The sequence below is a fragment of the Roseovarius sp. B08 genome (assembly GCF_051417955.1).
Classification (GTDB): domain Bacteria; phylum Pseudomonadota; class Alphaproteobacteria; order Rhodobacterales; family Rhodobacteraceae; genus Roseovarius.
This window is the reverse complement of sequence record NZ_JBPRLW010000001.1, coordinates 2,768,328-2,793,384: the sequence shown is the minus strand read 5'-3', so window position 1 is coordinate 2,793,384 and position 25,057 is coordinate 2,768,328. Positions and strand designations below refer to the sequence as shown.

Here is a 25,057-nt window from a genome sequence, read left to right as displayed (position 1 = left end):
TTTGCGCAAATCCTGACCCGGAAAATACGCATTTTCCGGATCGATTTCTGCGCAGAAATCGCCCGCTCAATCCTCGTCCGTGTCGCCGGACAGCAGCCGGTCTGCCTTCTTGCGCACCAACACCGAGCGCAGGTCATGCATCGCCAGCAAGAGCGCGTCGGTCACGTCTTCCAGTTGTTCATCGGTGGCGCGCGATTGTGCCCAGTGCGTGGTCAGGTTCAGGTAATCCACCGCCCGGTGAATGTCGTCGATGTCCCGCCTTGCCAGCAGCTCGGTGCGGGCATCCATCCACTCCTTGATGACCCGCGCATCCTCGTCGCTCAGGTCCCGGTCGCCATGCGGTTTGACCTGGCCGTTCTTGATGTTGATGACCGCGATCTGGTCCATCTCGATCCGCCGCTGGCGGTTCTCGGTGTCCACGCGAAACACGAAAGCCCCGTTCTCGCGGACGCGGAAGTAATAGTCTGGCAACTCGCCGCTCACGCGGGCCTCCCCTGCGACGTGACAGGACTTCGGTCAATCGCCTGACCCATTACGACAATTTCCCGCAAAAGTCCGCTATCCGGGCGCAGGCCTCCGTCAGGGCGGCATCCGATGTGGCGTAACTGACACGGAAATAGGGCGACAGGCCGAAGGCCGCGCCATGCACCACCGCGACGCCGGTCTCCTCCAGCAGCGCCGTCACGAAGGCCTCGTCGCTGTCGATCACGGTGCCACCCGCGCTGGTCTTCCCGACCAGACCCTGAATCGACGGATAGACATAGAACGCCCCCTCGGGCCGCGGGCAGGTGATGCCGGGCACGGCGTTCAGCGCCTCGACCACCAGATCGCGGCGGCGGACGAACATCTCGTTATGCGGGGCGATGAAGTCCTGCGTGCCGTTCAGTGCCTCGATCGCCGCCCACTGGCTGATCGAGCAGGGGTTCGAGGTGGATTGCGACTGGATCTTGCGCATCCCTCCGATCAGCACCTCGGGCCCGGCGGCATAGCCGATCCGCCAGCCGGTCATTGCATAGGCCTTGGAAACCCCGTTGCAGGTCAGCGTGCGCTCGTACAATCCCGGCTCGACCTGCGCGGGGGTGCAGAATCGGAAATCGCCGTAGGCCAGGTGCTCGTACATGTCGTCAGTCATGACCCAGACATGGGGGTGGCGCATCAGCACGTCCGTCAGCGCCTTCAGCTCGTCCCACGAATACCCCGCGCCGGTGGGGTTGGACGGCGAGTTGAAGATGAACCAGCGGGTCCTGGGCGTGATCGCCGCCTCGAGCGCCTCCGGCGTCAGCTTGAACCCGGTCTCCAGCCCGGCCTCGACGATCACCGGCGCGCCGCCCGCAAGCCGCACCATGTCGGGGTAGCTGACCCAGTAGGGGGCCGGAATCACCACCTCGTCGCCCGGGTTCAGCGTGGCCATCAGCGCGTTATAAAGGATCTGCTTGCCGCCCGACCCGATGCTGACCTGCGCGCGCGTGTACTCCAGCCCGTTGTCCCGCTTGAACTTGGCACAGACCGCGTCTTTCAGCTCGGGGATGCCATCGGGCGCGGTATAGCGCGTCTTGCCTTCCTCAATGGCGCGGATGCCCGCGGCGCGGATGTTCTCGGGCGTGTCGAAATCGGGCTCGCCCGCGCTCAGCCCGATCACGTCCTCGCCCGCTGCCTTCATCTCCAGCGCCTTGGCGGATATCGCCATGGTCGGCGAAGGTTTCACGCGGGCCAATGTCGCGGACAGCGGATTCATGTCGCACCTCGGGTGGTTTTTACGCTGTGGTCTTCGTAGGTCATGGTCCATATGCTAGGCAAGACGCATTCGAAGGGCCGAGCCCCGGAAAGGAAGACCATGACCGCCGAGACGCAAGACAACTGGTACGATCCCGAGGCCACCACGTTCGGTGACCGTCTGGCGGGCGCACGCGAGGCGGCGGGCATGACCCAGAAGGAAATGGCACAGCGCCTTGGCGTCAAGCTCAAGACCCTGCAAGGCTGGGAAGATGACATCAGCGAACCGCGGGCCAACAAGCTCAGCACCGTGTCGGGCCTGCTGAATGTCAGCCTGCGCTGGCTTCTGATGGCCGAGGGTGACGGCCCCGAGGCTCCTGCCGATATCGAGGCCAACGCCGACGTCACGGCCATGATGACCGAGATCCGCGCCCTGCGCACCCAGATCGTCGGCACGGCGGAGCGTCTGGGTCGTCTCGAAAAGACCCTGCGCAAGGTCCTGCAGGACCGGGTCTGACCCGCCCCGTGGCCGAAACCGACGACACCAGGCTCAAGCGGCTGCGGATGCGCTCGATGCGCCGTGGCACCAAGGAGATGGACATCCTGCTGATGCGCTTCTCCGAGGCGCGTCTGGCGGCGCTGTCCCCGGCCGAACTGGACCTTTACGAGGCACTGCTGGAGGAAAACGACCAGGACCTCTACCAGTGGATCACGGGGCAGACGCCGCCACCGCCACACCTGGCCCCGCTGATCGGGCAGGTCCGCGCCGTGTCCGCGGGTTGACGCAAGCCGCGAAATACTTCGCATTTTACCTTATATTGGCTGCATTTAACCGATTATTCGGCTTTCTTTGTCACATCGGTCCCCGAGCAGTAGCGCACGGAGACAGTGATGAGTTTTCAACAACAGATGCCGACCGCTGTGCAGTCGGATGGATTCATGGCGGGGTATCTCGATGCGCTGTCCCTGGTGGAGCGGCTGCACCGGCTGCTCCTGGATGTCATCAAGGACGAGTTCGAGCGCATCGGCGTGCTCGAGATCAACGCCGTGCAGGCGCTGCTGCTGTTCAATGTGGGCGACAACGAGGTGACGGCGGGCGAACTCAAAACGCGCGGGTATTATCAGGGCAGCAATGTCAGCTACAACCTCAAGAAATTGGTCGAGATGGACTACATGCACCACCAGCGCTGCGAGATCGACCGCCGCTCGGTCCGCGTGCGGCTGACGCAGAAGGGGCGGGGCATCCGCGATGTGGTGGCGGGCCTGTTCGAACGGCACGCCGAGGGGCTGCAATCGCGCGGTGTCATCACCCATGACGGCATCGACCAGATCACCAGCGCCCTGCGCCGGGTCGAACGCTACTGGACCGATCAGATCCGCTATATCTACTGAAACATTTCGCGAGAAACCGGGGAAACAGATTTTCGCAAAACGCCTTGAGGCAGGCGCAGGTCCGCGGGCTGTGGCGGCACGAGCCGGGACAGGTTCGGCAGTTGCAGTTCGCGGATCAGCTTGCGGCGCATGGCGGCGGCGAAGTCGGCGTGGTCCTGCGCCACCTCGGCAAAGGCACCGGGGCCGTGCAGCACATAGGCGCGGTAATAGCCCGCCAGCGACTTCACGTTGTGCAGGTTCTTCGAGGTGTTCGAGCGCGACTGCGGCCCGATCACCAGCCCGTTAACAGTCACGTCGCCCAGATCCGTCGGGGACAGGTCGCGCGGGTGCAGCCCGATATTGGCTGGTCCGTCACCCGAGATATCCAGCGTCCGGCGCAGGCAGACGGCCTGCCGGTTCAGAGCCGCCACGCCGTAGAGGACCGCCGCGCTGATTGCCGTGGTCGGGTCGTCGCCCGTGGCCTTGCGCGTCGCCCGCAGGCGGGCCGCGACCTCGGCCAGACGCGCCGCACCATCGATCGTGGTCCAGTCCAGCAACAACCGCTGGTCCCGCACCCCGCTCCATTCATAGATCATCAGCCGCACCGGCGCCTCGGGGACGGCCAGAAACGCCGCCTGCACGTCTGGCGCCATCAGGGCGGCGGCTAGCCCGTCGGTCTGAAGCCGGTATTCGGCCGCATCCACCGATCCCGACACGTCCAGCCCCAGCGCCAGCGCCTGTCGGCACTCTGCCTGTGCCAGTCCCGGCCACAGCGCGGCACAGGCCAGAACCAGCGATCGCAATCTCATCCGTGCGGTCCGGGCCGCGTCACGCTGCCCAGGATGATGTCGTTGATTTCACGATATAGTTTACGGGTCATCGCCTCGGTGAACTCGTCGAACCCGTTGGCCACCACCAGAAACGCGCCGGGGCCGTGCAGCACCTCGGCGCCGTACCAGGTCAGCACGCCGGGGTCCTCGCCCAGCACCACCAGCCCGTTCACCGTGACGTCCTGCATCGGGAAATGCCGGTACGCCTCGCGCGGCCCGTAGCGATAGTTGTTCACCCCGTCGCCCGACACGTCGATCACCCGCCGCTCGCAGTCCGGCCCGTTCTGCAAAAGGCTCGCGCCATATCCCAGCGCCGGACCCATCGAGGTGGGAAACTCGTCATGGCTGCGGCGCATCTTCAGCAGGGTTTCCACGGCGGCGTCGATCGCGGCGGGGCGGTCCAGCACCGTCCAGTCCAGTTGCAGCTTGTGCTGGTAGAACCCCGACCACTCGTAGACCGCCAGCGCCACATGCCCCGGTGCACCCCTCAGGATCGCGTGGCGCACTTCCTCGGCATCCAGAGCGGCGGCCAGCCCCACGCGTTGCAAATCGTACTCGGCCGCGTTCACCGAGGACGACACATCCACCGCCAGCACCAGCGCCAGCCGGCATCCCTCGGCCCCGGCCTTCAGTGGCATCAGCGCCATGAGCGCAAGGGCAAGGCCGCGCGCCGCCCTCATTCCATCAAGTCCCTCAGACGCGCCCGCGTCGCCTCGTCCAGACGCGCGCGCAGCACCATGTCGTGGGCGAAAAGGATATCCTCGGTTCGCGTCCCCCAACCGATATTGTGCGTCACCAGCGGCCGCGCGCCATCGGCGCTGCGCCCCTCGGCCACGATCCCGATATGCGGCAGGCCCGAGCCGGTCAGCCGCCAGCTGACGATATCGCCCGGCGCAAAATCGTCCGGGTCGTCGCTCGGGCCCTCTGCCGCGCCCATCCGGCGCAGCAGGGTTTCCAAGTTCGGCACCCGCCGGTGGTCGATGTTGCGATCGGTCGTCGTCAGGCCCCAGATCGAGGGGTAGGCGGCGAAGTCGGCCTTCATGTCACGGTTCACCGCCAGTTGCAGGTCGATCCCGTGCGCATCGCGCAAGGCCCGGATCACCACGTCGGTGCACACCCCCGCTCTCGCGGCACGTCCCCGCCGGGAAAGTCCAGCCCGACATAGGACGGGTCGTAGGTCACCGTCACGCCCACCTGTTCCGCCGCCGCCTTTGCCAGCGGGTTGGCGAGGGCAGGGGTGGCGGCCAGCGCCGCCAGGACAAGTGCAAGGCGGCGCAGACCCATCACCAGTGTCCGGTATTTTCCATGCTGGCCCAGGGCTCCGCCGGTTCCAGCGCGTCGCCCGCCTGCAGCAGTTCCACCGAGATGTTGTCGGGGCTGCGCACGAAGGCCATGCGCCCGTCGCGCGGCGGACGGTTGATCGTCACGCCGTTGTCCTGCAGATGTTTGCACATGTCGTAGATGTTATCGACCGAATAGGCCAGGTGCCCGAAATGCCGGCTGTCATCGGGCAGGTCGTCGTCGCCATCCCAGTTCCAGGTCAGCTCCACGGGACATTCCTCCTGCCCCGGGGGCGCCATGAAGATCAGCGAAAACCGGCCCTGCTCGCTGTCCATCCGGCGTGTCTCCTTCAGGCCCAGCAGTTCGTAGAAGGCCATGGATGTCTCCAGGTCCTTCACCCGGACCATCGTGTGCAGGTATTTCAGCGCCATAAACGTGCGGCTCCTTCGTTTTTGGATACCCCCCACAGTTAGCCGAAAGCGCCGCGCTGTCCAGAGCGGGGCGGGGACCTCAGAATTCCGAGCGGATGCCGAAACTGACCGAGGTTTCGTCCACGTCGAAGCGGCTGATGTTCGACCGCGTCTGCTCGGCATTCAGCGATACTGTGGGCACGAACCCCATGTAGCTCCAGTCCTGGAAGGTCGCCGTGACGCCGCCAAAGGTGCTGGAGTCGCTGCGCCCGCCGGGGACCGTCAGGAAGATGCGGTAGCTGTCGTAATCCACGACACTGTGGCCCAGTTGAAAACTGAGCTTCGCCGGCCCGATCTCGCGCCCCATCGTGTAGCTGACAATCCCGGTCCATTGCTCGCGCGCCTGGTTCACGCCGTCGGTCTCGGTGGTGCGGTAATTGACGTATCCGCCGATGCGCGCGCCATTCGCCAGCTTGTAACCGACCTGTGCGAAGGCTTCGTATTGCGTGGCGTCGTTATAGGGCCAGGTCTCGTCTTCCTGAAACTCCACCGCGCTGCCAAAGCTGAGTTGCGTGTGCTCGCCAAGGCGATTGTGACGCTCGATCCCCAGCCGTGCGAAATCGTATAGCGGGCTGCCACCGTACCACGTGCGCCCGCCGGTGACATCGAATTCCCACTGGCCCCGCTTCGACGCATCGACCATGATATGGTTCACCCCGGCCTGCAGGCGCGAGGACGAAAGGTCCGACCCGCTCAGCCCCGGCACGGCGTTGTTGAATTTCACACGTCGCGTATAGGCCCGTCCGGTCAGCCGGGTCATGAACCGCTCGCCATAGGCGATGCGATAGCTGGCTTGCAGATCGGTGGTGGCGACGATCCCGCCGATGGCCTGCGCGCTGGGCGACAGCACGCCCACCACCGGCACGCCGTCGATGATGTTATAGGGGCTGTTGGACCCGTTATTGACGTTGTCCGAGGGCGAGACCGAGAATTTCAGGTCGAAGTTAAGCGGGTTATGGGCGCGCACCGTTCGGAACGCCTTGATGGAATCCTTCCGCACCTCCTCGGTCGGGGCGTGCTGTACCGCGCGGCGCAGCCAGAATTGCGACAGCGTCAGCCGGTCGTCGGCATAGGCCATCTGAGAGGCCAACTGAGCCGCCTCATATTTCTGCACCGGGGTCCGGGCCGTGTTGAACGCCTTGCGCGCGGATCTGCGGCCGAACCCGTAGGCCTTGACCTGCGCGAATGCCAGCGCCTGCGTGTAATGCGCCTGACCATCGCGCGGGTTGGCCTTGAGCAGTCCTTCGCTCAGGCGATAGGCCAGTTTGGGCCGCTTCTGCTTGAGCGCCTCGACGGCCAGCGCCTGCGCATCGGGCAGGGACAGTTCCACACTTTCGGGCGTATCGGCGCTGTCGGCCGGGGCCGAAAGCCCCCAGGCCGACAGCGCCGCAATCAGCGCCAGTGCGGCGGCTCCGCGTGCGTTACGGGTTGGTGCCGGCACAGCCCGCGGCGTCTTCGACAGGTTGGCCACATTGGTCGAGCACGAAGACACCGTATTCCTCTTCGTTGTCGAGGTCCAGCGGGTTGTTCGGTCCATCGAACTCTTCAAGGCGAACGATACCGGCTACGCCCGACGCGTTTGTCCCGCCAAATACCCCACCATAGGAACCAATCTGTTGGCCATCGACGTTCTCGTCTGGAAAGCCAAGCGCATCGTACTCGACAGACCCCACAAACGTGCCATCGCTGTCAATGGGTGTTTGAACCAGGACAACCGAAGGCAGTGGGGTGCCGCCCTCGACTAGTTCACGACTGGTTATGTTACCCTCTAGATTGCCATTCTCGAAATTTGCGTTAATGAAAACCTGGCCAGTTATTTCGCCAGCTTGAGGAATGCCGAGTTCTGTCTCCGTGGTCGGCGGTTGGGGAGTGAGATCCTCGCCGCTGCCCGCGCCATTTGTCAGACCAACATAATTGCCGGCATAGCTGACCTGTCCGGCTGCCGGTGAGTAGCCTCCGTCACGTTCATAAAAACCGCCGCCAAAAGAGCGATTGCGCGGACCGGGTGACATGGCGGCACCGGCACGCACGGCGGCGTCGTTGTTCGACTGGGCAATATAGATCGTGTAATGCCGGTCCAGACCGTCATCCTGATAGGTGTAGGCTTCATAACCATTGCGATCCTGTCCGGGACGGCGCTGGTAAGGCACCGGATTTGGGCTGCCGTCGAGCGTCAGCCCCTCCACCGTCAATGTCTGCGTCGCCGCATTGTAATTCAGACGGGTCAGGTCACCGGCCAAGATCTGCGGAATGCCAGCCTCGGTGACAGGATTGTCCTCGTCGCCGGGGTCGGGGTCCGGCGCCGCGGGATCGGGATCGAACGGGTTGCTGCCCCCGCCACATGCCAGCAGGAACGCCGGCAGCACGAGTGATGCCACGAAACGGTTCATGATGAGTACTGCCCTCAATATGTGTTCGTTTTTTCTTTGTTTTGCCCAAGAGTCAGGGGTCTAGCGGGCAAAGTCAAAGTTTTTTTCATGGGCTTGCCCAGGAAATTCAGGCTGTGTTGCCATGCAACCTCCACCCGATCTGGAGGATTGTTTGCGCCGCGTCACAAGATATAGTGGGGCGCGACTCGCATTAGTTGTCCGCGCCCCGCAAATGCCCAAAGGCGGAAAGACTTGATGAAGCAATATCACGACGCATTGGTCCATGTGATGGAGCATGGCGTGCCCTCGACCGACCGCACCGGCACCGGCACGATCTCGGCCTTCGGGCTGCAATCGCGCTATGCCATGGCCGACGGCTTTCCGCTGGTGACCACCAAGAAGCTGCACCTGCGCTCGATCATCCACGAACTGCTGTGGTTCCTCTCGGGCGAGACCAACATCGCCTATCTCAAGGAAAACGGCGTCTCGATCTGGGATGAATGGGCGGATGCGGACGGCGACCTCGGCCCCGTCTACGGCCACCAGTGGCGCCACTGGCCGGGGCCGGTGGGCGAGATCGACCAGATCGAAACCCTGATGAAGATGATCCGCGAAACCCCCGACAGCCGCCGCCTGATCGTCTCGGCCTGGAACCCGGGCGACGTGCCCGACATGGCGCTGCCGCCCTGCCACACGCTCTGGCAGGTGCGCATCAATGGCGGCAAGCTGCACCTGCAGCTCTACCAGCGGTCCGCCGACATGTTCCTTGGCGTGCCGTTCAACATCGCCTCCTACGCGCTATTGCTGCACATGCTGGCCCATGTCACCGGCTACGAACCCGGCGATTTCGTGCACAGCTTCGGCGACGCGCATATCTATTCCAACCATGTGGATCAGGTGAAACTGCAACTCTCCCGCACACCCAAGCCGCTGCCGACGCTGCGCATCACCCGGGACGTCAAATCGATCTTCGATTTCCGGTACGAGGATTTCGAGATCACCGGCTACGACCCCGACCCGCACATTCCTGCCCCGGTGGCGGTCTGATGATCTCGCTGGTGGTGGCGACCGACCGCAACCGCGCCATCGGGCGACAGGGGGGCATCCCGTGGCACATCCCCGCCGACCTCAAGTTCTTTTCGCGCGAGACCACCGGAACCGCCTGCATCATGGGCCGCCGCACATGGCAAAGCCTGCCCGAGCGCTTCCGCCCCCTGCCGAACCGCCTGAACCTGGTGGTGTCCTCCGGCACGCCCGACGGCGCCGAGCACGTCCACCGCTCCGTCGACAGCGCCATCGCCGCCGCGCATGACGCCGGCTACGCCCATATCTGCGGCATCGGCGGGGCGGGGATCTACGAGAGCCTCTTGCCCCGCGCCGACCGTCTGGTGATCACCGAGGTCGATCTGGCCGTCGAGGACGCCGACACGTGGTTCCCGGAGTATGAGGCGGCGGAGTGGGAGGAAACGACCCGCTTCGTGCTCCAGTCCGACGACCCGCGCTGCGAGGTGGTGGAGCTTCTGCGCAAACGCTGATCAACCGTTCCGCCCGGCCCCGCCGGGCCGCGCCCGGCCTCCCCCCGGAGGGCGCGTTTGCGACTTCAGACCCAAAATGACCGGCGCGAGCCTGTGGGCGAGACCACCCGGATCGGAACCATGCGCCCTCCAGGTCGGGCGCGCCCCGGCAGAGCCCCCGTCCACGCACCGGCACCACACGCTCCCACATTAAAAATTGACACACCCCCGCCACTGCGTACCATATCCGGTATCCGTGGGACGGGCTTGGAAAAATTCATAGCGAACGAGGATCTTATGCAAATTCTTAAACCCATCGTGGCCGCGCTGGCCATCACCGCCATCGCCGGGCCGGCGTTCGCCGACGCCAAGATCTATCCGTATCATTCCAAGGACAACTATTGCCCCTACGGCCTGCAGCCGATCACCATTTCCGGTGTCATCTCCTGCGGTACGCCGAACCAGTCGCAAAGCTACAAACAGGTGATGCAGCATCCCACGCCTAAGAAACGGCTGCACGTCTACAAGGCGCGCCGCTCCTCCAACTGTGCGGAAGGCGAAAAGGGTTGTTTCTGACCCGCCACTGACAATTCCGGGTTTCGGGAAAGGGCGTGCCGGGGGCGCGCCCTTTCTTTGTCCGGCGCAATCGGTTTTGTTATGGACGCGTATATGCTGCGTATATACAGGCACTATACGTGACGTCATGAATCTGTTACATCCGGGCGGTGCAGGCAATTACAGGAGCACCGCCATGTTCAGGCATATCATCGGCCTCGCGCTCATCGTTCTCGGCACCACGCCGGCGGCGGCGACCAGCCCGATCGCGGACATTCTCTGCGAACCCAGCCATGCGCTCGTGCAGAAACTGTCGCGCCAGTTCGGCGAGGCGCGCTTTGCCCGCGGCACGCAAGGCCCGGATCAGGTGATGGAGGTCTGGACGGACGACGATGGCGGCTGGACACTGGTCGTGACTTACGCCACCGGCACATCGTGCATCGTCGCGATGGGAGAGAACTGGGATAAGGTTCAGGCCGAGAACCCGGCCTGAAGAGAGTGCTGCCTCGCGCGGGTGAAAGGCGGGATCAGACCGCCTTTATGTTGACGGCCATCGGGCGGCCGTCGCGGCCATCCTGAAGCTCGTATTCGACTTTCTGATTGTCGGCCAGGCCGGTCATCCCGGATTGTTCCACCTGGCTGATATGCACGAAGACGTCCTTGCCGCCTTCTTCCGGGGCGATGAAGCCATAGCCCTTCGTCGTATTGAACCACTTAACGGTGCCGGTCGGCATTCCGCTTCTCCTTCTTGCCGTTGTCTTCCCCGGATATGCCGGGCCATGTCGCCAAGGGGGACCGCGATCCCGCGCGTCGGCCCGAAGGCCGCGGGAGGCAGAACCAAGACCACAGATAAGAAGATTGTGCGCATCGTGTAAAAAGCAAGTGAAACACGCGTTCCCGATGCTTAGGTAGGGGGGCACGATGAAAACATGAGCGGAGCGAAGATGATCCTCTACGGGCTGAAAAATTGCGATACCTGCCGCAAGGCGCTGAAATCCCTTGGAAACGCAGAATTCCGCGATGTCCGCACCGATGGCGTGCCCGCCGACGTGCTCGAAAAGGCCCATAAACGGTTCGGCGCCGCCCTGCTCAACACCCGCTCCACCACATGGCGCGGCCTCGGCGAGTCGGAGCGTGTCAAAGACCCTCTGGATCTGCTGGCCGCGCACCCGACGCTGATGAAGCGCCCGCTGATCGACGATGGCGGCACGCTCTACCTCGGCTGGGGCAAGGACGTGCAGGCCGCCCTGGCCTGACCGAGAAAGGAGACCGTCATGCGCAACGCGGCACTCGTCCTGGGGATCATCGGCGGCTGCCTCGCCCTGATCGTCGGGTTCTTCAGCTTCGGCTATACCGAGTTCATCCGGGAATATGGCGAGGTCGAGGGGCTTGCCTCCGCGCTCGACCGCGAGGGGCTGGTGCGCACCGCCAGCTTTGTCTCGCCGCTTCTGGCCATTGCCGGGGCGGCCATGTCCAAGGCGCGGGCGCTGTGGGGCGGCGTCCTGATGCTGATCTCGGCCGGGCTGATGGCCTACACGTTCGGCATCGGTGCCTTCACGCTTTTCCCCATCGGTTTCGTCGGGCTGGCCGGTCTGCTGGCCATCGCGGCGGGCAAACCGGACGAACCCAAGGCGCATTTCTGAGTGAGACCCGCCCCGGGCTTGACCCGGGGCCTCTTGTTGCGGGAGGCCCCGGCTCGGAGGCCGGGGCGGGTTTTCCTTGAATTGACCTGTCAGCCCAGATCCGGCGGCGTCGCGTCCTTGGCCAGCGATGCCGTGACCTCCTCGAGGCTCTGAACGCTGGTCTGCTTTTCGCCCAGGCGGCGCACCGACACGGTCTTTTCCTCGACCTCGCGCATGCCCACGGCCAGGATCACCGGCACCTTGCCCACCGAATGTTCGCGGACCTTGTAGTTGATCTTCTCGTTGCGCAGGTCGGCCTCGGCCCGCACGCCCGCCGCCTTCAGCTGCTCGACCACGTCCAGCACGTACTCGTTCGCCTCCGACACGATCGAGGCCACGACCACCTGACGCGGGGCCAGCCAGAAGGGCAGCTTGCCTTCCCAGTTCTCGATCAGGATGCCGACGAACCGCTCGAACGACCCAAGGCAGGCGCGGTGCAGCATGAAGGGCCGGTGCTTCTCGCCATCCGCGCCGATATACGTCGCGTCCAGGCGCTCGGGCAGGTTGGGGTCCACCTGGAACGTGCCGCACTGCCAGACCCGGCCAATCGCGTCGGTCAGATAAAAGTCCAGCTTCGGCCCGTAGAACGCACCATCCCCCGGCTCCAGCGTATACTCACGCCCCACCGCCTTGATCGCGTTCTCCAGCGCGCCCTCGACGTAGTCCCAGGACTCGTCGCTGCCCACGCGCTTTTCGGGGCGCGTGGCAAAGCGGATCTCGAATTCGGGAAAGCCCAGCTCGCGGTAGACATCCGCGAGAAAGTCGATGAACCGCGCGCATTCCTCCTGGATCTGCTCCTCGGTGCAGAAGATATGCGCGTCGTCCTGGGTGAATCCGCGCACCCGCATGATCCCGTGCAGCGCGCCCGACGGCTCGAACCTGGCGCAAGACCCGAATTCGGCCAGCCGCAGGGGCAGGTCGCGATAGGATTTCAGACCCTGGTTGAACACCTGCACGTGGCAGGGGCAGTTCATCGGCTTCAGCGCGTTGATCCGCGTCTGGTCCTTGTTCTTGACGCCCGCGTCGTCATCCTCTCCGTCGCGGCTTTCGTCCACTTCAACCAGGAACATATGGTGCTGGTACTTGTCCCAGTGGCCGGATTTCTCCCACAGCTTTCGGTCCACGACCTGCGGCGTGTTGATCTCGCGGTAGCCGCCCGCGCGCTGCTTGCGGCGCATGTAATCCTGCAACTGGGTATAGATCGTCCAGCCATTGGGGTGCCAGAACACCTGGCCGGGCGCCTCTTCCTGCATGTGAAACAGGCTCATCTCGCGGCCCAGCTTGCGGTGGTCGCGTTTCTCGGCCTCTTCCAGGAAATTCAGATACGCCTTCAGCTTTTCCTTGCCGGTGAAGGCCACGCCATAGATCCGCTGCAACATCTGCCGGCTGGAATCCCCGCGCCAATAGGCCCCCGCGATGGACATCAGCTTGAACGCATCCGCCGGCACCTGTCCGGTGTGCTGCAAATGCGGACCCCGGCACAGGTCCTGCCAGTCGCCATGCCAGTACATCCGCAACGGCTCGTCGCCCGGAATGGCGTCGATCAGCTCCACCTTGTAGGGCTCATTATTGTCCTTGTAGTGCTGCACGGCGCGGTCGCGTTCCCACACCTCGGTGCGGACAGGATCGCGCAGGTTGATGATCTCGCGCATCTTCTTCTCGATCGCGCCCAGGTCCTCGGGGGTGAACGGCTCGGACCGATCGAAATCGTAATACCAGCCATTCTCGATCACCGGCCCGATGGTGACTTTCGTGTCGGGCCAGATCTCCTGCACCGCGCGGGCCATGATGTGGGCAAGGTCGTGGCGCACAAGCTCGTTGGCGGCTTCCTCGTCCTTCATCGTGTTGATGGCAATCTCGGCATCCTGCTCGATGGGCCAGGCCAGGTCCCAGTGCTTGCCGTCCACATGGGCCGAAATCGCCTTCTTCGCCAGCGAGGTCGAGATATCAGCGGCCACCTCGGCCGGGGTCACTCCGGCGTCGTATTGTCGCGCATTGCCATCGGGAAGGGTAAGGGAGATCTGAGCCATGTCTGGCCTCCTCGTCAGTTTGGCGCCCACGGAACGCCCGGTTGCAAGTTATGGTCTGCGCGGCTTGTGGCCTGCGCGCGCGAGCAAGTCAAGTAAACCTCGCGAATCCTGGGCCTGAATGGCCGTGCAGCAGGGGATTCGGTGTGCAAATGTATGCTTTTCCGCCGCGCCGCATTGCGGCGACATGAGCCGCAACACACCAAGAATATGAGAAAAATCACACTTTACGACTCGCTGCGATTCCCTATATAAGAAAAACGAAACGTACATTCCGTTTTAGTTATCGCCGACTGCAGCACAGCGAAGGAGCAAAACGTCATGAGCCGCTTTAACGAACATTTCGAACTTTCGGTCGAAGACATGGAATTGATCGAAAGCGCCCTGCACCAGTCGAAGGCGCACCAGCCCGAGCCGGTGACGCGCCGCATTCACGACCTGCTGGGTCGCCTGCACAACCAGAAAATCTTTTACCGTCCCAAGTCCGCGCCCTATGTCGGAGGCTAACCCGCCTCAACGACAAGGTGCGCAGTGCAAGCCGCATTCGAACGACTGACAGGACAGGAAAGTGACAAGGCCGAGGCCCGCAACGGGCTTCGGCATATCTTTCTCTCAGCCTCACCAAAATTGCCGATGGCTTGATCGACCCCAAGCTGGTGCTCAGCTGGCTCCTGGGCGTTCTCGGCGCGCCGGGCAGCCTTGTCGCGCTACTGGTGCCCTTGCGCGAGGCCGGCGCGCTCTTGCCGCAGGTCCTGCTCGCGCCGTGGCTCGAACACCGCAAACAGCGACGCTGGATGTGGGTCGTAGGCAGCGCGGGGCAGGGGGCCATGGCCGCCGGCATCGCCGCCTCGGCCCTCTTCCTGCAAGGTTGGGCCGCGGGCCTTGCCATCTGCGTGCTGCTGGCCACGCTGGCGCTCTTTCGCGCGGCCTGCTCTGTCTCCTACAAGGACATTCTGGGCAAGACCGTCGGCCAGACCAAGCGCGGCGCGGTTACCGGCTCGGCGGGCTCGGTGGCGTCCATCGCCGTGCTGGTCTTTGCCGGGCTGATGCTGGCGGGCCTCATCCAGTCCAGGACCGCCGTGATCGCCGCCATCGCCCTCGCGGCCTGCCTCTGGATCACCGCCGCCGTCATCTTCTCGACCCTCGACGAAGACGACAGCACTCCGCAAAAGGACACCGGCCTGCACCGTTTCCGCGATGTGATCCGCGAGGACGCGAACCTGCGCCGCTTCATCCTCGTGCGCGGCCTGCTGACCGCCACCGCGCTGGCGCCACCTTTCCTGGCCGTGATGACAACGCAAGGCAACGAAGAGACGGACAACCTGCGCACCCTTGGCGCGCTGCTCGTGGCTTCCTCGGCGGCGGGCTTCGTCAGTTCCTACGTCTGGGGCTGGCTGGCCGACCGGTCCAGCCGCCTGATGCTTCTGGCGGCGGGTCTTTTGGGCGCGCTGGCCATGGCTGCGGGTGTGGCCGCCAACCTTGCCGGATGGGCGCAGACCACCGCCATCATCCCCGGCGTGCTCTTCGTTCTGATGGTCGCCTATCACGGCGTGCGGCAGGCGCGCTCCACCTACCTCGTCGACATCTCGCCCGAGGATCGCCGCACGGTAAATTCCGCCGTCGCCAACCTCGCCATCGGGATCATTCTGCTGCTGGCCGGCGCCTTCGGCGGTGCGCTCAGCTGGGTCGGTCCCAACGCCGCGCTGATCGGCTTCGCGGCCATGTCGGCCCTGGGCGGGCTGACCGCGCTGGGCCTTCGCGATGTCACCTGACTGCATACCGCCGTATACAATTGTATCGCGCTGTATTCGCCCGCATGCGTGTGTTCACTGTAACATATTGTGACATAAAGAGATTTTTCATTTCCGGATGAAATGCTAACTTTGTTGCACGGCCCCACGGGTCGCAGACGCGGACAAAGAAAACGGTAGATTAAATGGCACGTCTCGATACCAGCACCGACGCCTCCGATGACGCGGGGGATGCGGACGATCCCGATCAAGCGGCGGGAAACACCTATTTCGGCTTCCCGGCCAGCGCGGTCCCCGACAAACCGGGGCAGGAGCGGGAATACACGCTCGACCGCATCGAGCGCAAGATAGGCTCCATTCTCTGACCACCGCTGGCGGCTTGAAACGCCGCCCTTTGGGTGACAGGTTCCCTTCAAACCTCGAAAGGGAACCCAAGATGTCAGAGACCAAGATGCTGACCTCGCCGCAAGGGCGGCGTCTGGCCTATAACAAGACCGACGGGGACGGGCCGGGCGTGGTCTTTCTCGGCGGCTTCAAGTCCGACATGGAAGGCACCAAGGCCCTCCATCTCGAAGACTGGGCCAAGCGCACGAGCCGCGCCTTTCTGCGGTTCGACTACTCCGGACATGGAAAAAGCAGCGAAGCATTCACAGACGGCTGCATCGGCGACTGGGCGGCGGATGCACAGGCCGCGATCGAAGAGCTGACCGACGGCCCGCAAATCCTCGTCGGCTCCTCCATGGGCGGCTGGATTGCCCTGCTCATGGCCCGCGCCATCCCCGACCGCATCGCGGGCCTCGTCACGATCGCCGCCGCGCCGGATTTCACCGAAGACAGCATGTGGGCAGGCTTTACCGAGGCGCAGCGCGCCGAACTCAAGGCCAAGGGCCGTCTCGCCCTGCCCAGCGAGTATGATGAGCCCTACATCATCACCCATCGCCTGATCGAGGAAGGGCGTGACAACCTCGTCCTGCGCTCGGAGCTCAAGCTGCCCTTCCCGGTGCGCTACCTGCAAGGCACGGCGGACGCGGACGTGGACATGTCGGTGGCGCTACGTCTGCTGGATCATGCCAAGGGCCGCGACATGCGCCTGACCCTCGTGGACGGCGCCGATCACCGCTTTTCCGACCCGGACTGCCTCGCCCTCATGACACGCTCCATCGAAGACGTGCTCGAGCGCATCGGGTGAGCGTCGCCGGATCGGCGGATTGCCGTAGCCTGCGCAACTTTCCTTGGTTTTCCGCCGCGCCTGTGGCAGAATCACCTTCATAAAACAGCGCAAAGCGCGCGGGCAGGCTAAGGAAAGCAGCAATGAAGGACCCCTTGGTGTTTCTGCCGGGCATGATGTGTGACGCACGTCTGTTCGGCCCCCAGATCGCGGCGCTCAGCCCCGATTTGCCTGTCACCGTCGCGCCCATCTCCCACGGCGACCGGGTCGAGGAAATCGCTTCGGGCCTGCTCGACCATCTTCCGCGCCGCTTCGCGCTGGCGGGGCTGTCGATGGGCGGCATCGTGGCGCTGGAAATCGTGCGCCGCGCGCCCGACCGGGTGACAAGGCTCTGCCTGATGGACACGAACTCGCTGGCCGAGACGCCGCAATCGGCCGCCAATTACGAACCCATCGTGACCAAGTTGCGCGCGGGCTTCACCGATCAGGCCGTGGCGGCGCTCCTGCGCCCCGAACACCTGGCACCCAATGCAGACCGCACCTCGATCCTGCACATGGTGACCAAGATGGCCGAGAACCTCGGCCCCGAGGCGATCACCCGCCAGGTCCGCGCCCTGCAGCGGCGCCGCGACTACCAGGCGACGCTGCGCAAGATCCACGTCCCGACGCTGGTGATGTGCGGCGTGCATGACACCCTCACGCCGGTAAAGCGGCACGAGTTCATGGCCGGTCTCATCCCCAATGCCGAGCTTGCGCTGGTGCAGGAGGCCGGCCACCTGCCGACGCTTGAGTCGCCCGAGGCCGTGACGGCCGCGCTGCGCGTCTGGCTGAAACAGCCCCTGGTTCTGCACAGGCGGGTGGAGGCGGGGTAGGGCGGGTCAACCTGGCAACTCAGCCTGTCATCCTTGGGCTCGACCCAAGGATCCTTCTGAGCGCGAGATCCCGGATCAAGTCCGGGATGACGTTTGTTTGACTTGGCCGCGCGATTGCCAGACCGCGGGATGGCGAATCGCCCGGCGTTCAAGGCACTTTATGGTAGCCATCTCCGCAAAATCTCGGTGTGAGGCACTTACGTCGCCCAATCGCCAGCCCGAGGGCGGTCTGGCGATCGCGCTGCGGCGCGGCCTTGCCGCGCCTTTGTTCCGCGCGTGGACAAAGACGGGCGTCATCCCGGACCTGATCCGGGATCTCTCCGCCCAAGGCGCACCCCTCACTCCGCCGCGATCTTGGCCTTCTTCTTGTCCTTGCGCGACTTCGTGCGGCTGCGCGCCGCCGGGTCCTCGGAATTGGCGTCGATGAAGTCCAGCACCAGGGGCCGGATGTTGTTGCGCCACGACCGGCCCGCGAAGATGCCGTAATGGCCCGCCTCGGGCTCCAGGTGGCTGGCCTTCATGTCGTCGGGCAGTCCGGTCAGCAGGTCCAGCGCCGCCACGCATTGCCCGGGCGCCGAGATGTCGTCCTTGCCGCCCTCAACCGTCTTTACCGCGACCTTGCTGATCGCGCCGATATCCACCTTGTGGCCATCGACGACGAATTCGTTCCTGGCGATCTCGCCCGCCTTGAAGATCCGCTCGACCGTCGACAGGTAGAACTCCGCCGGCATGTCCATCACGGCAAGGTATTCGTCGTAGAACTTGTTGTGCGGGTCGCGGTCGCTCGCCTCGCCCTGCGCCACGCGGCTGATCTGATTCAGGAACGCCTGGCTGTGACGCTCGGCATTCATCGACATGAACGACGCCAGTTGCAACAGCCCCGGATAGACCTTGCGCCCTACGCCCTTGTACTTGAACCCGACGCGCTGGATCATGGTGCCTTCCAGCTGGCCCATCGTCACGCTGTGGCCGAAATCCGTCACCTCGGTCGGTGTCGCGTCAGGGTCGATCGGCCCGCCGATCAGCGTCAGCGAACGGGGCTGCGCATCGGGGTCCTGCTCGGCGAGGTAGGCCGTCGCCGCGAGTGTCAGCGGCGCGGGCTGGCAGACGGCAATGACGTGCAGGTCATGGCCAAGCTCCCGCATGAATTCCACCAGGTAAAGCGTATAATCCTCGACATCGAACTTGCCTTCGCTGACGGGGATGTCGCGGGCGTTGTGCCAGTCGGTCACGTAGACCTCGCAATCCGGCAGCAGCGACTTCACGGTCGAGCGCAACAGGGTCGCGTAATGCCCGGACATCGGCGCCACCAGCAGAACGCGGCGGTCCATCTCGTCGCGTCCCTGCACGTTGAAGTGGATGAGGTCGCCAAACGGCTTTTCCACCACCGTCTCAATGCTGATCAGGTGGTCGCGCCCGTCCTCGCCGGTGATCGATTCGATCCCCCAGTCGGGTTTCGCCACCATCCGCTGAAAGGTGCGCTCGGTCACCTCGCCCCAGGCGGCCAGCCATTGAAACGCGGGGTTTGGGGTCAGCGCGAAGATGGGGTAAGATGCCATGGAAAACGCCGTCGCGCCCAACCACTGGTTGGTGTTTCGCATGGTTTCCATCAGGTCGTAGGTGGCCATGTACCGCATTACTTGCTCCTTCGGCGCAAACCGCCGAGTTGGTTCCATTCGTCGCAGTCCCACGGGCCTGCGCGGCCAGTATAGGCGGGCTGACGTTGCGCTGTGCTTACCAGACGCACGCATTCCGCGCCATGCTGCATGGCAGAAAGATTAGAGGATTTCGTAGAAATGGCAACGCCCGACACCGCTGACGAAAAAAATCTGGAGCGGATGAACGAAAATCTCGCAAAGGTCGAAGCCTTGTCACAAAGGCTCGTTCAGGCGCTAAGCCACCGCAACCCACCGATGCCTGAACTGAACGGTCCGGGACAGGATCTTTATGCACGTGCAGCGGCCTCGTACTGGCAGGCGCTGATGGAAAACCCCGGCAAGATCTACGAACAGCAACTGGAATACTGGGGCAAGTCCGTACGCCATTTCATGGAAGCGCAGCAGGCGCTGTTGCAGGGCCAGCCCCCCGCCGACGCCGCCGAGGACGATCCCGACCTGCTGGAGGGCGACAAGCGCTTCACGAATCCCCTGTGGAAGACGCACCCCTATTTCCGCCTCGTGAAGCAGCAATACGCCCTCAACAAGCAGGCGGTGGAAAAGGCCGTGGCCGAGGCCGACGACCTCGATCCCAAGGATCGCAAGCGCCTGAACTACTTCGCGAGCCAGATCGTCGACATGATGAGCCCGACCAATTTTCTCGGCACCAACCCCGACGCGCTGGAACGCGCGATCGAAACCGAGGGCGAAAGCCTGGTAAAGGGGCTGGAAAACCTGGTGTCGGATCTTGAGGCCAACAATGGCGAGATGGTCGTGCGCCTCGCAGATGAAGGAGCGTTCAAACTGGGCGAGAACGTCGCCGTGACCGAGGGCGAGGTTGTGTACCGCAACCGCCTGATGGAACTGATCCAGTACGCCCCCACAACCGCGCAGGTCCACAAGACGCCGCTGGTGATCTTCCCGCCCTGGATCAACAAGTACTACATCCTCGATCTCAAGCAGGAAAACAGCCTGATCAAGTGGATCACCGATCAGGGTTACACGCTCTTCGTCGCCTCCTGGGTCAATCCCGACGCGTCCTACCGTGACGTGCGGATCGACGACTATATCGAGGAAGGTTTCCTCACCGCCATCCGCGAGGCCAAGGCGATCACCGGCGAGAAACAGGTCAATGCCGTGGGCTATTGCATCGCCGGCACCACGCTGCACCTGACCCTGGCGCTGATGGCCAAGAGGGGCGATACCTCCGTCAAGTCCGCCACCTTCTTCACCGCGCTCACCGACTTTGGCGAGCAGGGAGAGTTCGTGCCCTTCCTGCAGGACGATTTCGTCGACGGCATCGAAAAGGAAGTCGAAGAGCAGGGAGTTCTGCGGTCCTTCATCATGGGGCGCACCATGTCCTTCCTGCGCTCGAACGACCTGATCTACAAGCCCGCGATCCGCAGCTACATGATGGGCGAAACGCCCCCCGCCTTCGACCTGCTCTACTGGAACGGCGACGGCGCCAACCTGCCCGCCGCCATGACCAGGCAGTACCTGCGCGACCTCTGCCAGGCCAACGCCTTCGCCGACAAGGGCATGAAAGTCTGCGGCGAAACCGTGCATATCAGCGACGTGACCGTGCCGATCATGGCGGTGACCTGCGAGAGCGATCACATCGCCGCGTGGCGCGACTGCTACCGCGGCTTCATGCAGACCGGTTCGAAAGACCGCAGCTTCATCGTGTCCGAGTCCGGCCACATTGCCGGCATCGTCAATCCGCCGTCGAAAAAGAAGTACGGCTATTACATGAACAAGGATCTGCCGCCCACGCCCGAAGAGTGGCTGGAAGGCGCGACAGAGCGCGAAGGCTCGTGGTGGACGATGTGGGAATCGTGGCTGCGCAAGCGCTCGGGCACCAAGGTAAAGGCCCGCGACCCCGGTGATTTCGAGCATCCCAGCCTCGGCCCGGCGCCCGGAACCTACGTGCTGCGCAAGGCAAACTCCTGACGCGAAATACCTTTTTCGGTTACATGAAGGTTTTGCTGCAGCGCAGCAAGAGGGGTTGCAATGCTGCATTGCAGCGTCTATATATGCTGCAGATGCAAACAGCGGGTCAGCCGCTGGCAAACAGAACACGACCGAAACCGAACATTAAGGAGCCGTACCCATGGCAAAAGCACAAGCACAAGACTTCAACGCGATGATGAAAGACATGATGGGCGCATTCCCCGTCGACACCAAGGCGATGGAAGAAGCGTTCAAGAACCAGGCCGCGCTGAGCGAGAAGATGTCGGGCGTCGCCCTCGAGGCCGCCACCAAATCGGCCGAGTTGTCGGGCAAGTGGACCCAGGACACCCTGACCAAGCTGCAGGACGTCACCAAGGCGAAATCCGAGCCGGCAGACTATGCCAAGGCCATGACCGACTTCGCGTCGGCCAATGCTGAATCGGCTGCCGAGCACATGGCCGCCTTCGCCGAGATCGCGAAGAAGGTCCAGATGGACACGGTCGAGCTGATGATGGCTGCTGGAAAAGACTTTCAGGAAGACGCCACCAAGGCCGTCAAGAAAGCCACCGACGACGTGACCGCCGCGGCCAAGAAAGCCTCGACCACCGCTGCCAAGTAATCGCAGCCGGTCACCGGTTTACCGAGTACGGGCCAACTTCCTCCCTTTCTGGCCCGGAACAGCGAAGGGCGAGCCTCACCGGCTCGCCCTTTTTTCGTATCCCTGTCGGAGAGGGCCGGGCCTGCCGGCGCGCTGTCAGCTGTCACGCGGGTCCGCCTGGGTCCCTGCTTGACGTAGCGGGTTGCGCTCAGAGCCGCCGTTCGGGCAAGGCCACTTGAGCCTCGGCTATGCGGGACATTGCTGCCGTTAATGTCTGACGCTGAGGAGACGCGTATCGACGGGCCGTGGTGCGGCGACCCGGCGATGGTGACGGGCAATTCATGCCAGCCAAGCACATCCAACCTCAGCGCGTGGCACGTTACCTGCCAAATCGCCGTGCCGGGGGACGGCCCGGCGATGCGCGGCGGGCTTCGCCCTTGGTCCGCGCGGGCGCTTCGTGACTATGGCAAAAAGGGTTCGCACCGTATATTCGCTGCGATGATAATGAATGGCCGATATGCAGGTTTTGCTGCCGTTCACGACACAGGCGAGCGTCAGCCCCTGGGGTGGCGATCCGACGGCAATTCTGAAGCGCTTTATGCCTGCCAAATACATCCTCGGAATGATCGGTGCGCCCAGCCTCAGCCAAATCGCCAGCCCAAGGGAGGGGCTGACGATGGCCGGGCCGCTTCGCGGCTGTTAACCGGCTGCGGGCTCGATGCCAGTGTCTCACATGCGCTCGCACCAGGCTTTCTCCGCAAGGTGCATGAAGGCCGCAAATGCGGGACGAAGCGGATGTAATATCCCGAGGAGACGCGCATCGACGGGCCGTGGCGCGGTGAACCGACGAGGGTGATGGGCATTTATGCCTGCCAGGCACTTCCAACCCGAGAGCGTGGCACTTCCCCTGCCAAATCGCCGTGCCGTCGCACCAAAGGTGCGCCAACTATAGTCGGCACGCCTCTGGCGTGACGGAACGGCCCGGCGATGCGCGGCGGACTTCGCCCTTGGTCCGCGCGGGCGCTTTATGAGTGTGGCAATCAAGGGGTCACTCAGGACCTCCGCTACCACACGTACAATTGGCGGCTATCGGCCTACGGTGGACATGCACTTGTGACCGCACAACCACACTCGCGGGACCGAGCGATTGCCATCAGATGGCAGCGCTTTAAGGTGGCCGGTGATTTCAACGACTCATCGGACGGACACATGCCCTTTGCCGCAGCAAGAAACCTCGTTCTCCTGGCGTGCAGCCTTCTTCTCGCGGCCTGCGCGGGAACGATGCCTTCGGACCTACCCGGCGGGTCGACATACCCCGAGTATAGCGAGATGCAGGAAGGCCACCTCACCATCGACGCCATCGACCCGCAATACCTGCGCGAGCCGAACCGCCGGACATCTGTGGAATACAACGGCCAGGAAGCCCCCGGCACCATCGTCGTCGATCCCTACGCCAAGTTCCTCTACTACGTCCAGGACAGCCAGAACGCCATCCGCTACCCCGTCGCCGTCGGCCGCGAAGGGCGCGGCTTCAGCGGGCGCGCCACGATCGGGCGCAAGGCGGAATGGCCGGGCTGGACGCCCACCGCCAACATGATCCGCTCCGACCCCGAGGCCTACGCGCCATTCGCCAAGGGCATCCCGGGCGGCAAGGCCAGCCCGCTGGGCGCTCGCGCGCTTTACCTCTACCGGGGCGGCCGCGACACCTATTACCGCATCCACGGCACGAACGACCCGGCCACGATCGGCAACCAGGGCAGCGCCGGGTGCATCCGTCTCTTCAACCAGGACATCATCGACCTTCACGCACGCGTCTCGGTCGGCGCTCCGGTCGTTGTCCGCAGCTACGAACAATCCGTCGCTGCGGAAGGTGTCGAGACGGCCAACCGGGGCGGCGAAATGGTGCCGAAACCTGTCGATCCGGAAAGCGTCTATGCCTATGTCGCCGAAGAGGCGCGGCGCAAGGCCGAGTATGAAGGCAGCCAGTAAGCGCCAGGGCGTCCGCGCGAGTCCTGCATCCCGCATAAATGAGCGGCTGACGGGCGCCCTGTCGAATCCCGAGGACTGAACCCGACGCCGCCTGTCATCCGACGACGCGCCGCGCTTTCGGCGCGTCCGGCGTCCGGTATGAAACGGTCATCCGGGGGCAGGGCAGATTGCTCGGCCTACCCGTTCCCGCGGATTGCAAAAGATTGACCGTATTCCAGTCTTGGTGTTGACGCGATTGCCGATCAGAAGGCTCGCATGACACACCTGTTCGCATTCGGATTCCTCCTCGCAGCTTTTTACCTGGGCGTCGCGAACGGCTTGATCCCCCACAAGCCCGGTGCGCCCCGACGTGGCGCGAGGCTAATGATCGTGGCGGGTGTTGTGGCCTTCGCGATCTGGGAATTCGGCCAATCCACTACCGCCGCCATGACGGCCGTAACCCTCGTGTTCGCGATCTTGTTTATGGTGCTGGTTTTCCTGTTGGGCCTGGGCATCCTGCTTGGCGCTCAAGTGGCGCGGCTCCGGACAAAAAGCACGACACGCACCCTTGCGGTCTGTGCGACGATGGCGGTTCCCGCCGCGCTCTGCGGATTGACGGCGTATCAGCTTGAACGTCACCGGGAAGCCGAAGAAGCCGCCAAAATAGCAGCCCGAAAGGCGTTCCGAAGCCAGACACTCAGCGCGAATTTCGGCGCACATTCCGTGACCTTCCCGGTAAGCCCGGGATTGACGATCAGGCATTTCTGCAAAGATCAAAGCCGGGTCTGTGTGACCAGCTGGTTAGCGGAAGGTATCAACCAGGCGCCAGCCGATGATCTGGTCCTGGTTTCGATGCAATTTTCAAGCATCACCAGTTTCGCGGAGGAATTCACCACGTGGTGCGCTAGCCGCCCCGATATTGCAAATACAGCCTGGTGCGAACGGCATCGGACACGCGATTTCACGCTTCAACTGGAAGGCAAGAGCCGCGTGCCCTGGGGACAGGGCGAAGGTGCCGAACCCTTTGAAGCGCCCGAGCAAATCAATTCGCTTGCGTGTTTTGATCATTGGAAAGGGCGCTATTGCCGCGCCATAATCGACGTTGCTCCGGGAATCGAGGCGCATGTCCCGTCGCACGGTCTGACGCCCGATGACGCAGGCCGGCATGCCCTCGAAACACTGCCCGCAATAAATCGCCTTTGGCAGGCCATGCTGCAAAGCGAATGACCCGCCGCGCGAGGGCGGCCCCCACCACACGCTCTTTCTTTTTGTTCTGCACTGGC

At 63.7% G+C, this 25,057-nt stretch carries 29 protein-coding genes and 1 pseudogene; 19 read left to right on the top strand and 11 right to left on the bottom strand.

From position 1 onward, the window contains the following. Window positions 1–66: 66 nt before the first annotated feature. Both ACSQ76_RS14175 and ACSQ76_RS14170 read right to left on the bottom strand, forming a co-directional pair. A complete protein-coding gene (locus ACSQ76_RS14175) occupies window positions 67–483 on the bottom strand; it encodes a hypothetical protein (RefSeq protein ID WP_437157089.1) in 417 nt (138 codons plus the stop codon). A 49-nt stretch (window positions 484–532) separates the two neighbouring features. Continuing rightward, window positions 533–1,735, bottom strand: coding sequence for a pyridoxal phosphate-dependent aminotransferase (locus ACSQ76_RS14170; RefSeq protein ID WP_437157088.1), 1,203 nt, complete (start codon window positions 1,733–1,735; stop codon window positions 533–535). Window positions 1,736–1,834: 99 nt separating this feature from the next. Here ACSQ76_RS14170 and ACSQ76_RS14165 point away from each other — a divergent pair, with 99 nt between their 5' ends. The 3 genes from ACSQ76_RS14165 (at window position 1,835) to ACSQ76_RS14155 (ending at window position 3,105) form a co-directional block, all read left to right on the top strand. After that, a complete protein-coding gene (locus ACSQ76_RS14165) occupies window positions 1,835–2,230 on the top strand; it encodes a helix-turn-helix domain-containing protein (RefSeq protein ID WP_437157087.1) in 396 nt (131 codons plus the stop codon). Window positions 2,231–2,238: 8 nt separating this feature from the next. Then, complete coding sequence (locus ACSQ76_RS14160; protein ID WP_306129015.1) at window positions 2,239–2,496, top strand: succinate dehydrogenase assembly factor 2; 258 nt, start codon at window positions 2,239–2,241, stop codon at window positions 2,494–2,496. Window positions 2,497–2,604: 108 nt separating this feature from the next. Beyond that, window positions 2,605–3,105, top strand: a complete 501-nt coding sequence (locus ACSQ76_RS14155; RefSeq protein WP_437157086.1) for a MarR family winged helix-turn-helix transcriptional regulator — start codon at window positions 2,605–2,607, stop codon at window positions 3,103–3,105. Here ACSQ76_RS14155 and ACSQ76_RS14150 read toward each other — a convergent pair. The 6 genes and pseudogenes from ACSQ76_RS14150 to ACSQ76_RS14125 form a co-directional block, all read right to left on the bottom strand. Continuing rightward, window positions 3,099–3,893 (bottom strand): DUF1194 domain-containing protein, encoded by a 795-nt coding sequence (locus ACSQ76_RS14150; RefSeq protein WP_306129013.1) that lies wholly within the window; start codon window positions 3,891–3,893, stop codon window positions 3,099–3,101. The genes ACSQ76_RS14155 and ACSQ76_RS14150 overlap by 7 nt on opposite strands. Next, on the bottom strand, window positions 3,890–4,594 hold the full coding sequence (locus ACSQ76_RS14145; protein ID WP_437157085.1) for a DUF1194 domain-containing protein: 705 nt from the start codon (window positions 4,592–4,594) through the stop codon (window positions 3,890–3,892). Before ACSQ76_RS14145 ends, ACSQ76_RS14150 begins: the two co-directional genes overlap by 4 nt. After that, a pseudogene (locus tag ACSQ76_RS14140) lies at window positions 4,591–5,198 on the bottom strand (DUF1287 domain-containing protein). Before ACSQ76_RS14140 ends, ACSQ76_RS14145 begins: the two are co-directional and overlap by 4 nt. Then, window positions 5,198–5,626, bottom strand: coding sequence for a VOC family protein (locus ACSQ76_RS14135; RefSeq protein WP_437157084.1), 429 nt, complete (start codon window positions 5,624–5,626; stop codon window positions 5,198–5,200). The pseudogene ACSQ76_RS14140 and the gene ACSQ76_RS14135 overlap by 1 nt, the downstream one beginning before the upstream one ends. Before the next feature lie 79 nt (window positions 5,627–5,705). After that, window positions 5,706–7,157, bottom strand: a complete 1,452-nt coding sequence (locus ACSQ76_RS14130; RefSeq protein ID WP_437157083.1) for a hypothetical protein — start codon at window positions 7,155–7,157, stop codon at window positions 5,706–5,708. Beyond that, on the bottom strand, window positions 7,087–8,055 hold the full coding sequence (locus ACSQ76_RS14125; RefSeq protein WP_437157082.1) for a thymidylate synthase: 969 nt from the start codon (window positions 8,053–8,055) through the stop codon (window positions 7,087–7,089). Before ACSQ76_RS14125 ends, ACSQ76_RS14130 begins: the two co-directional genes overlap by 71 nt. 234 nt (window positions 8,056–8,289) lie before the next feature. On the opposite strand from ACSQ76_RS14125, the gene ACSQ76_RS14120 reads away from it, so the two are divergent. The 4 genes from ACSQ76_RS14120 to ACSQ76_RS14105 all read left to right on the top strand — a co-directional run bounded on the left by ACSQ76_RS14120 (window position 8,290) and on the right by ACSQ76_RS14105 (window position 10,596). Continuing rightward, a complete protein-coding gene (locus ACSQ76_RS14120) occupies window positions 8,290–9,081 on the top strand; it encodes a thymidylate synthase (RefSeq protein WP_437158210.1) in 792 nt (263 codons plus the stop codon). Continuing rightward, a complete protein-coding gene (locus ACSQ76_RS14115; protein WP_437157081.1) occupies window positions 9,081–9,569 on the top strand; it encodes a dihydrofolate reductase in 489 nt (162 codons plus the stop codon). Before ACSQ76_RS14120 ends, ACSQ76_RS14115 begins: the two co-directional genes overlap by 1 nt. Before the next feature lie 276 nt (window positions 9,570–9,845). Further along, on the top strand, window positions 9,846–10,124 hold the full coding sequence (locus ACSQ76_RS14110; protein ID WP_437157080.1) for a hypothetical protein: 279 nt from the start codon (window positions 9,846–9,848) through the stop codon (window positions 10,122–10,124). A gap of 175 nt (window positions 10,125–10,299) precedes the next feature. Continuing rightward, window positions 10,300–10,596: a hypothetical protein gene (locus tag ACSQ76_RS14105; protein ID WP_437157079.1), complete on the top strand. Its 297-nt coding sequence runs from the start codon at window positions 10,300–10,302 to the stop codon at window positions 10,594–10,596. A gap of 34 nt (window positions 10,597–10,630) precedes the next feature. On the opposite strand, the gene ACSQ76_RS14100 is transcribed toward ACSQ76_RS14105, so the two are convergent. Further along, a complete protein-coding gene (locus ACSQ76_RS14100) occupies window positions 10,631–10,837 on the bottom strand; it encodes a cold-shock protein (protein WP_306129003.1) in 207 nt (68 codons plus the stop codon). Window positions 10,838–11,047: 210 nt separating this feature from the next. On the opposite strand from ACSQ76_RS14100, the gene ACSQ76_RS14095 reads away from it, so the two are divergent. Together ACSQ76_RS14095 and ACSQ76_RS14090 are read left to right on the top strand one after the other, a co-directional pair. Further along, complete coding sequence (locus tag ACSQ76_RS14095) at window positions 11,048–11,359, top strand: arsenate reductase family protein (protein ID WP_306129154.1); 312 nt, start codon at window positions 11,048–11,050, stop codon at window positions 11,357–11,359. A gap of 18 nt (window positions 11,360–11,377) precedes the next feature. After that, window positions 11,378–11,746: a hypothetical protein gene (locus tag ACSQ76_RS14090; protein WP_306129002.1), complete on the top strand. Its 369-nt coding sequence runs from the start codon at window positions 11,378–11,380 to the stop codon at window positions 11,744–11,746. An 89-nt stretch (window positions 11,747–11,835) separates the two neighbouring features. On the opposite strand, the gene thrS is transcribed toward ACSQ76_RS14090, so the two are convergent. Continuing rightward, on the bottom strand, window positions 11,836–13,815 hold the full coding sequence (gene thrS / locus ACSQ76_RS14085; RefSeq protein ID WP_437157078.1) for a threonine--tRNA ligase: 1,980 nt from the start codon (window positions 13,813–13,815) through the stop codon (window positions 11,836–11,838). 318 nt (window positions 13,816–14,133) lie between these two features. Here thrS and ACSQ76_RS14080 point away from each other — a divergent pair, with 318 nt between their 5' ends. The 5 genes from ACSQ76_RS14080 to ACSQ76_RS14060 all read left to right on the top strand — a co-directional run bounded on the left by ACSQ76_RS14080 (window position 14,134) and on the right by ACSQ76_RS14060 (window position 17,603). After that, window positions 14,134–14,319: a hypothetical protein gene (locus ACSQ76_RS14080; RefSeq protein WP_306129000.1), complete on the top strand. Its 186-nt coding sequence runs from the start codon at window positions 14,134–14,136 to the stop codon at window positions 14,317–14,319. 131 nt (window positions 14,320–14,450) lie between these two features. Further along, window positions 14,451–15,584: an MFS transporter gene (locus tag ACSQ76_RS14075; RefSeq protein WP_437157077.1), complete on the top strand. Its 1,134-nt coding sequence runs from the start codon at window positions 14,451–14,453 to the stop codon at window positions 15,582–15,584. 164 nt (window positions 15,585–15,748) lie between these two features. Next, on the top strand, window positions 15,749–15,928 hold the full coding sequence (locus ACSQ76_RS14070; RefSeq protein WP_437157076.1) for a hypothetical protein: 180 nt from the start codon (window positions 15,749–15,751) through the stop codon (window positions 15,926–15,928). 71 nt (window positions 15,929–15,999) lie between these two features. After that, window positions 16,000–16,752: an alpha/beta fold hydrolase gene (locus ACSQ76_RS14065; protein ID WP_437157075.1), complete on the top strand. Its 753-nt coding sequence runs from the start codon at window positions 16,000–16,002 to the stop codon at window positions 16,750–16,752. A gap of 122 nt (window positions 16,753–16,874) precedes the next feature. Further along, on the top strand, window positions 16,875–17,603 hold the full coding sequence (locus ACSQ76_RS14060) for an alpha/beta fold hydrolase (protein ID WP_306128996.1): 729 nt from the start codon (window positions 16,875–16,877) through the stop codon (window positions 17,601–17,603). 338 nt (window positions 17,604–17,941) lie between these two features. On the opposite strand, the gene phaZ is transcribed toward ACSQ76_RS14060, so the two are convergent. Further along, window positions 17,942–19,240 (bottom strand): polyhydroxyalkanoate depolymerase, encoded by a 1,299-nt coding sequence (gene phaZ / locus ACSQ76_RS14055; RefSeq protein ID WP_306128995.1) that lies wholly within the window; start codon window positions 19,238–19,240, stop codon window positions 17,942–17,944. 159 nt (window positions 19,241–19,399) lie between these two features. Between phaZ and ACSQ76_RS14050 the strand changes: the two genes are divergently transcribed. The 5 genes from ACSQ76_RS14050 to ACSQ76_RS14030 all read left to right on the top strand — a co-directional run bounded on the left by ACSQ76_RS14050 (window position 19,400) and on the right by ACSQ76_RS14030 (window position 25,001). Next, window positions 19,400–21,208 (top strand): PHA/PHB synthase family protein, encoded by a 1,809-nt coding sequence (locus ACSQ76_RS14050; protein WP_437157074.1) that lies wholly within the window; start codon window positions 19,400–19,402, stop codon window positions 21,206–21,208. A 160-nt stretch (window positions 21,209–21,368) separates the two neighbouring features. Then, window positions 21,369–21,827, top strand: a complete 459-nt coding sequence (locus tag ACSQ76_RS14045) for a phasin family protein (protein ID WP_306128993.1) — start codon at window positions 21,369–21,371, stop codon at window positions 21,825–21,827. Between the two features lie 487 nt (window positions 21,828–22,314). Then, window positions 22,315–22,509, top strand: a complete 195-nt coding sequence (locus ACSQ76_RS14040) for a hypothetical protein (protein WP_437157073.1) — start codon at window positions 22,315–22,317, stop codon at window positions 22,507–22,509. A gap of 578 nt (window positions 22,510–23,087) precedes the next feature. Next, on the top strand, window positions 23,088–23,795 hold the full coding sequence (locus ACSQ76_RS14035) for a L,D-transpeptidase (protein ID WP_437157072.1): 708 nt from the start codon (window positions 23,088–23,090) through the stop codon (window positions 23,793–23,795). Window positions 23,796–24,050: 255 nt separating this feature from the next. Next, complete coding sequence (locus ACSQ76_RS14030; RefSeq protein WP_437157071.1) at window positions 24,051–25,001, top strand: hypothetical protein; 951 nt, start codon at window positions 24,051–24,053, stop codon at window positions 24,999–25,001. The last annotated feature ends 56 nt before the right edge of the window (window positions 25,002–25,057 follow it).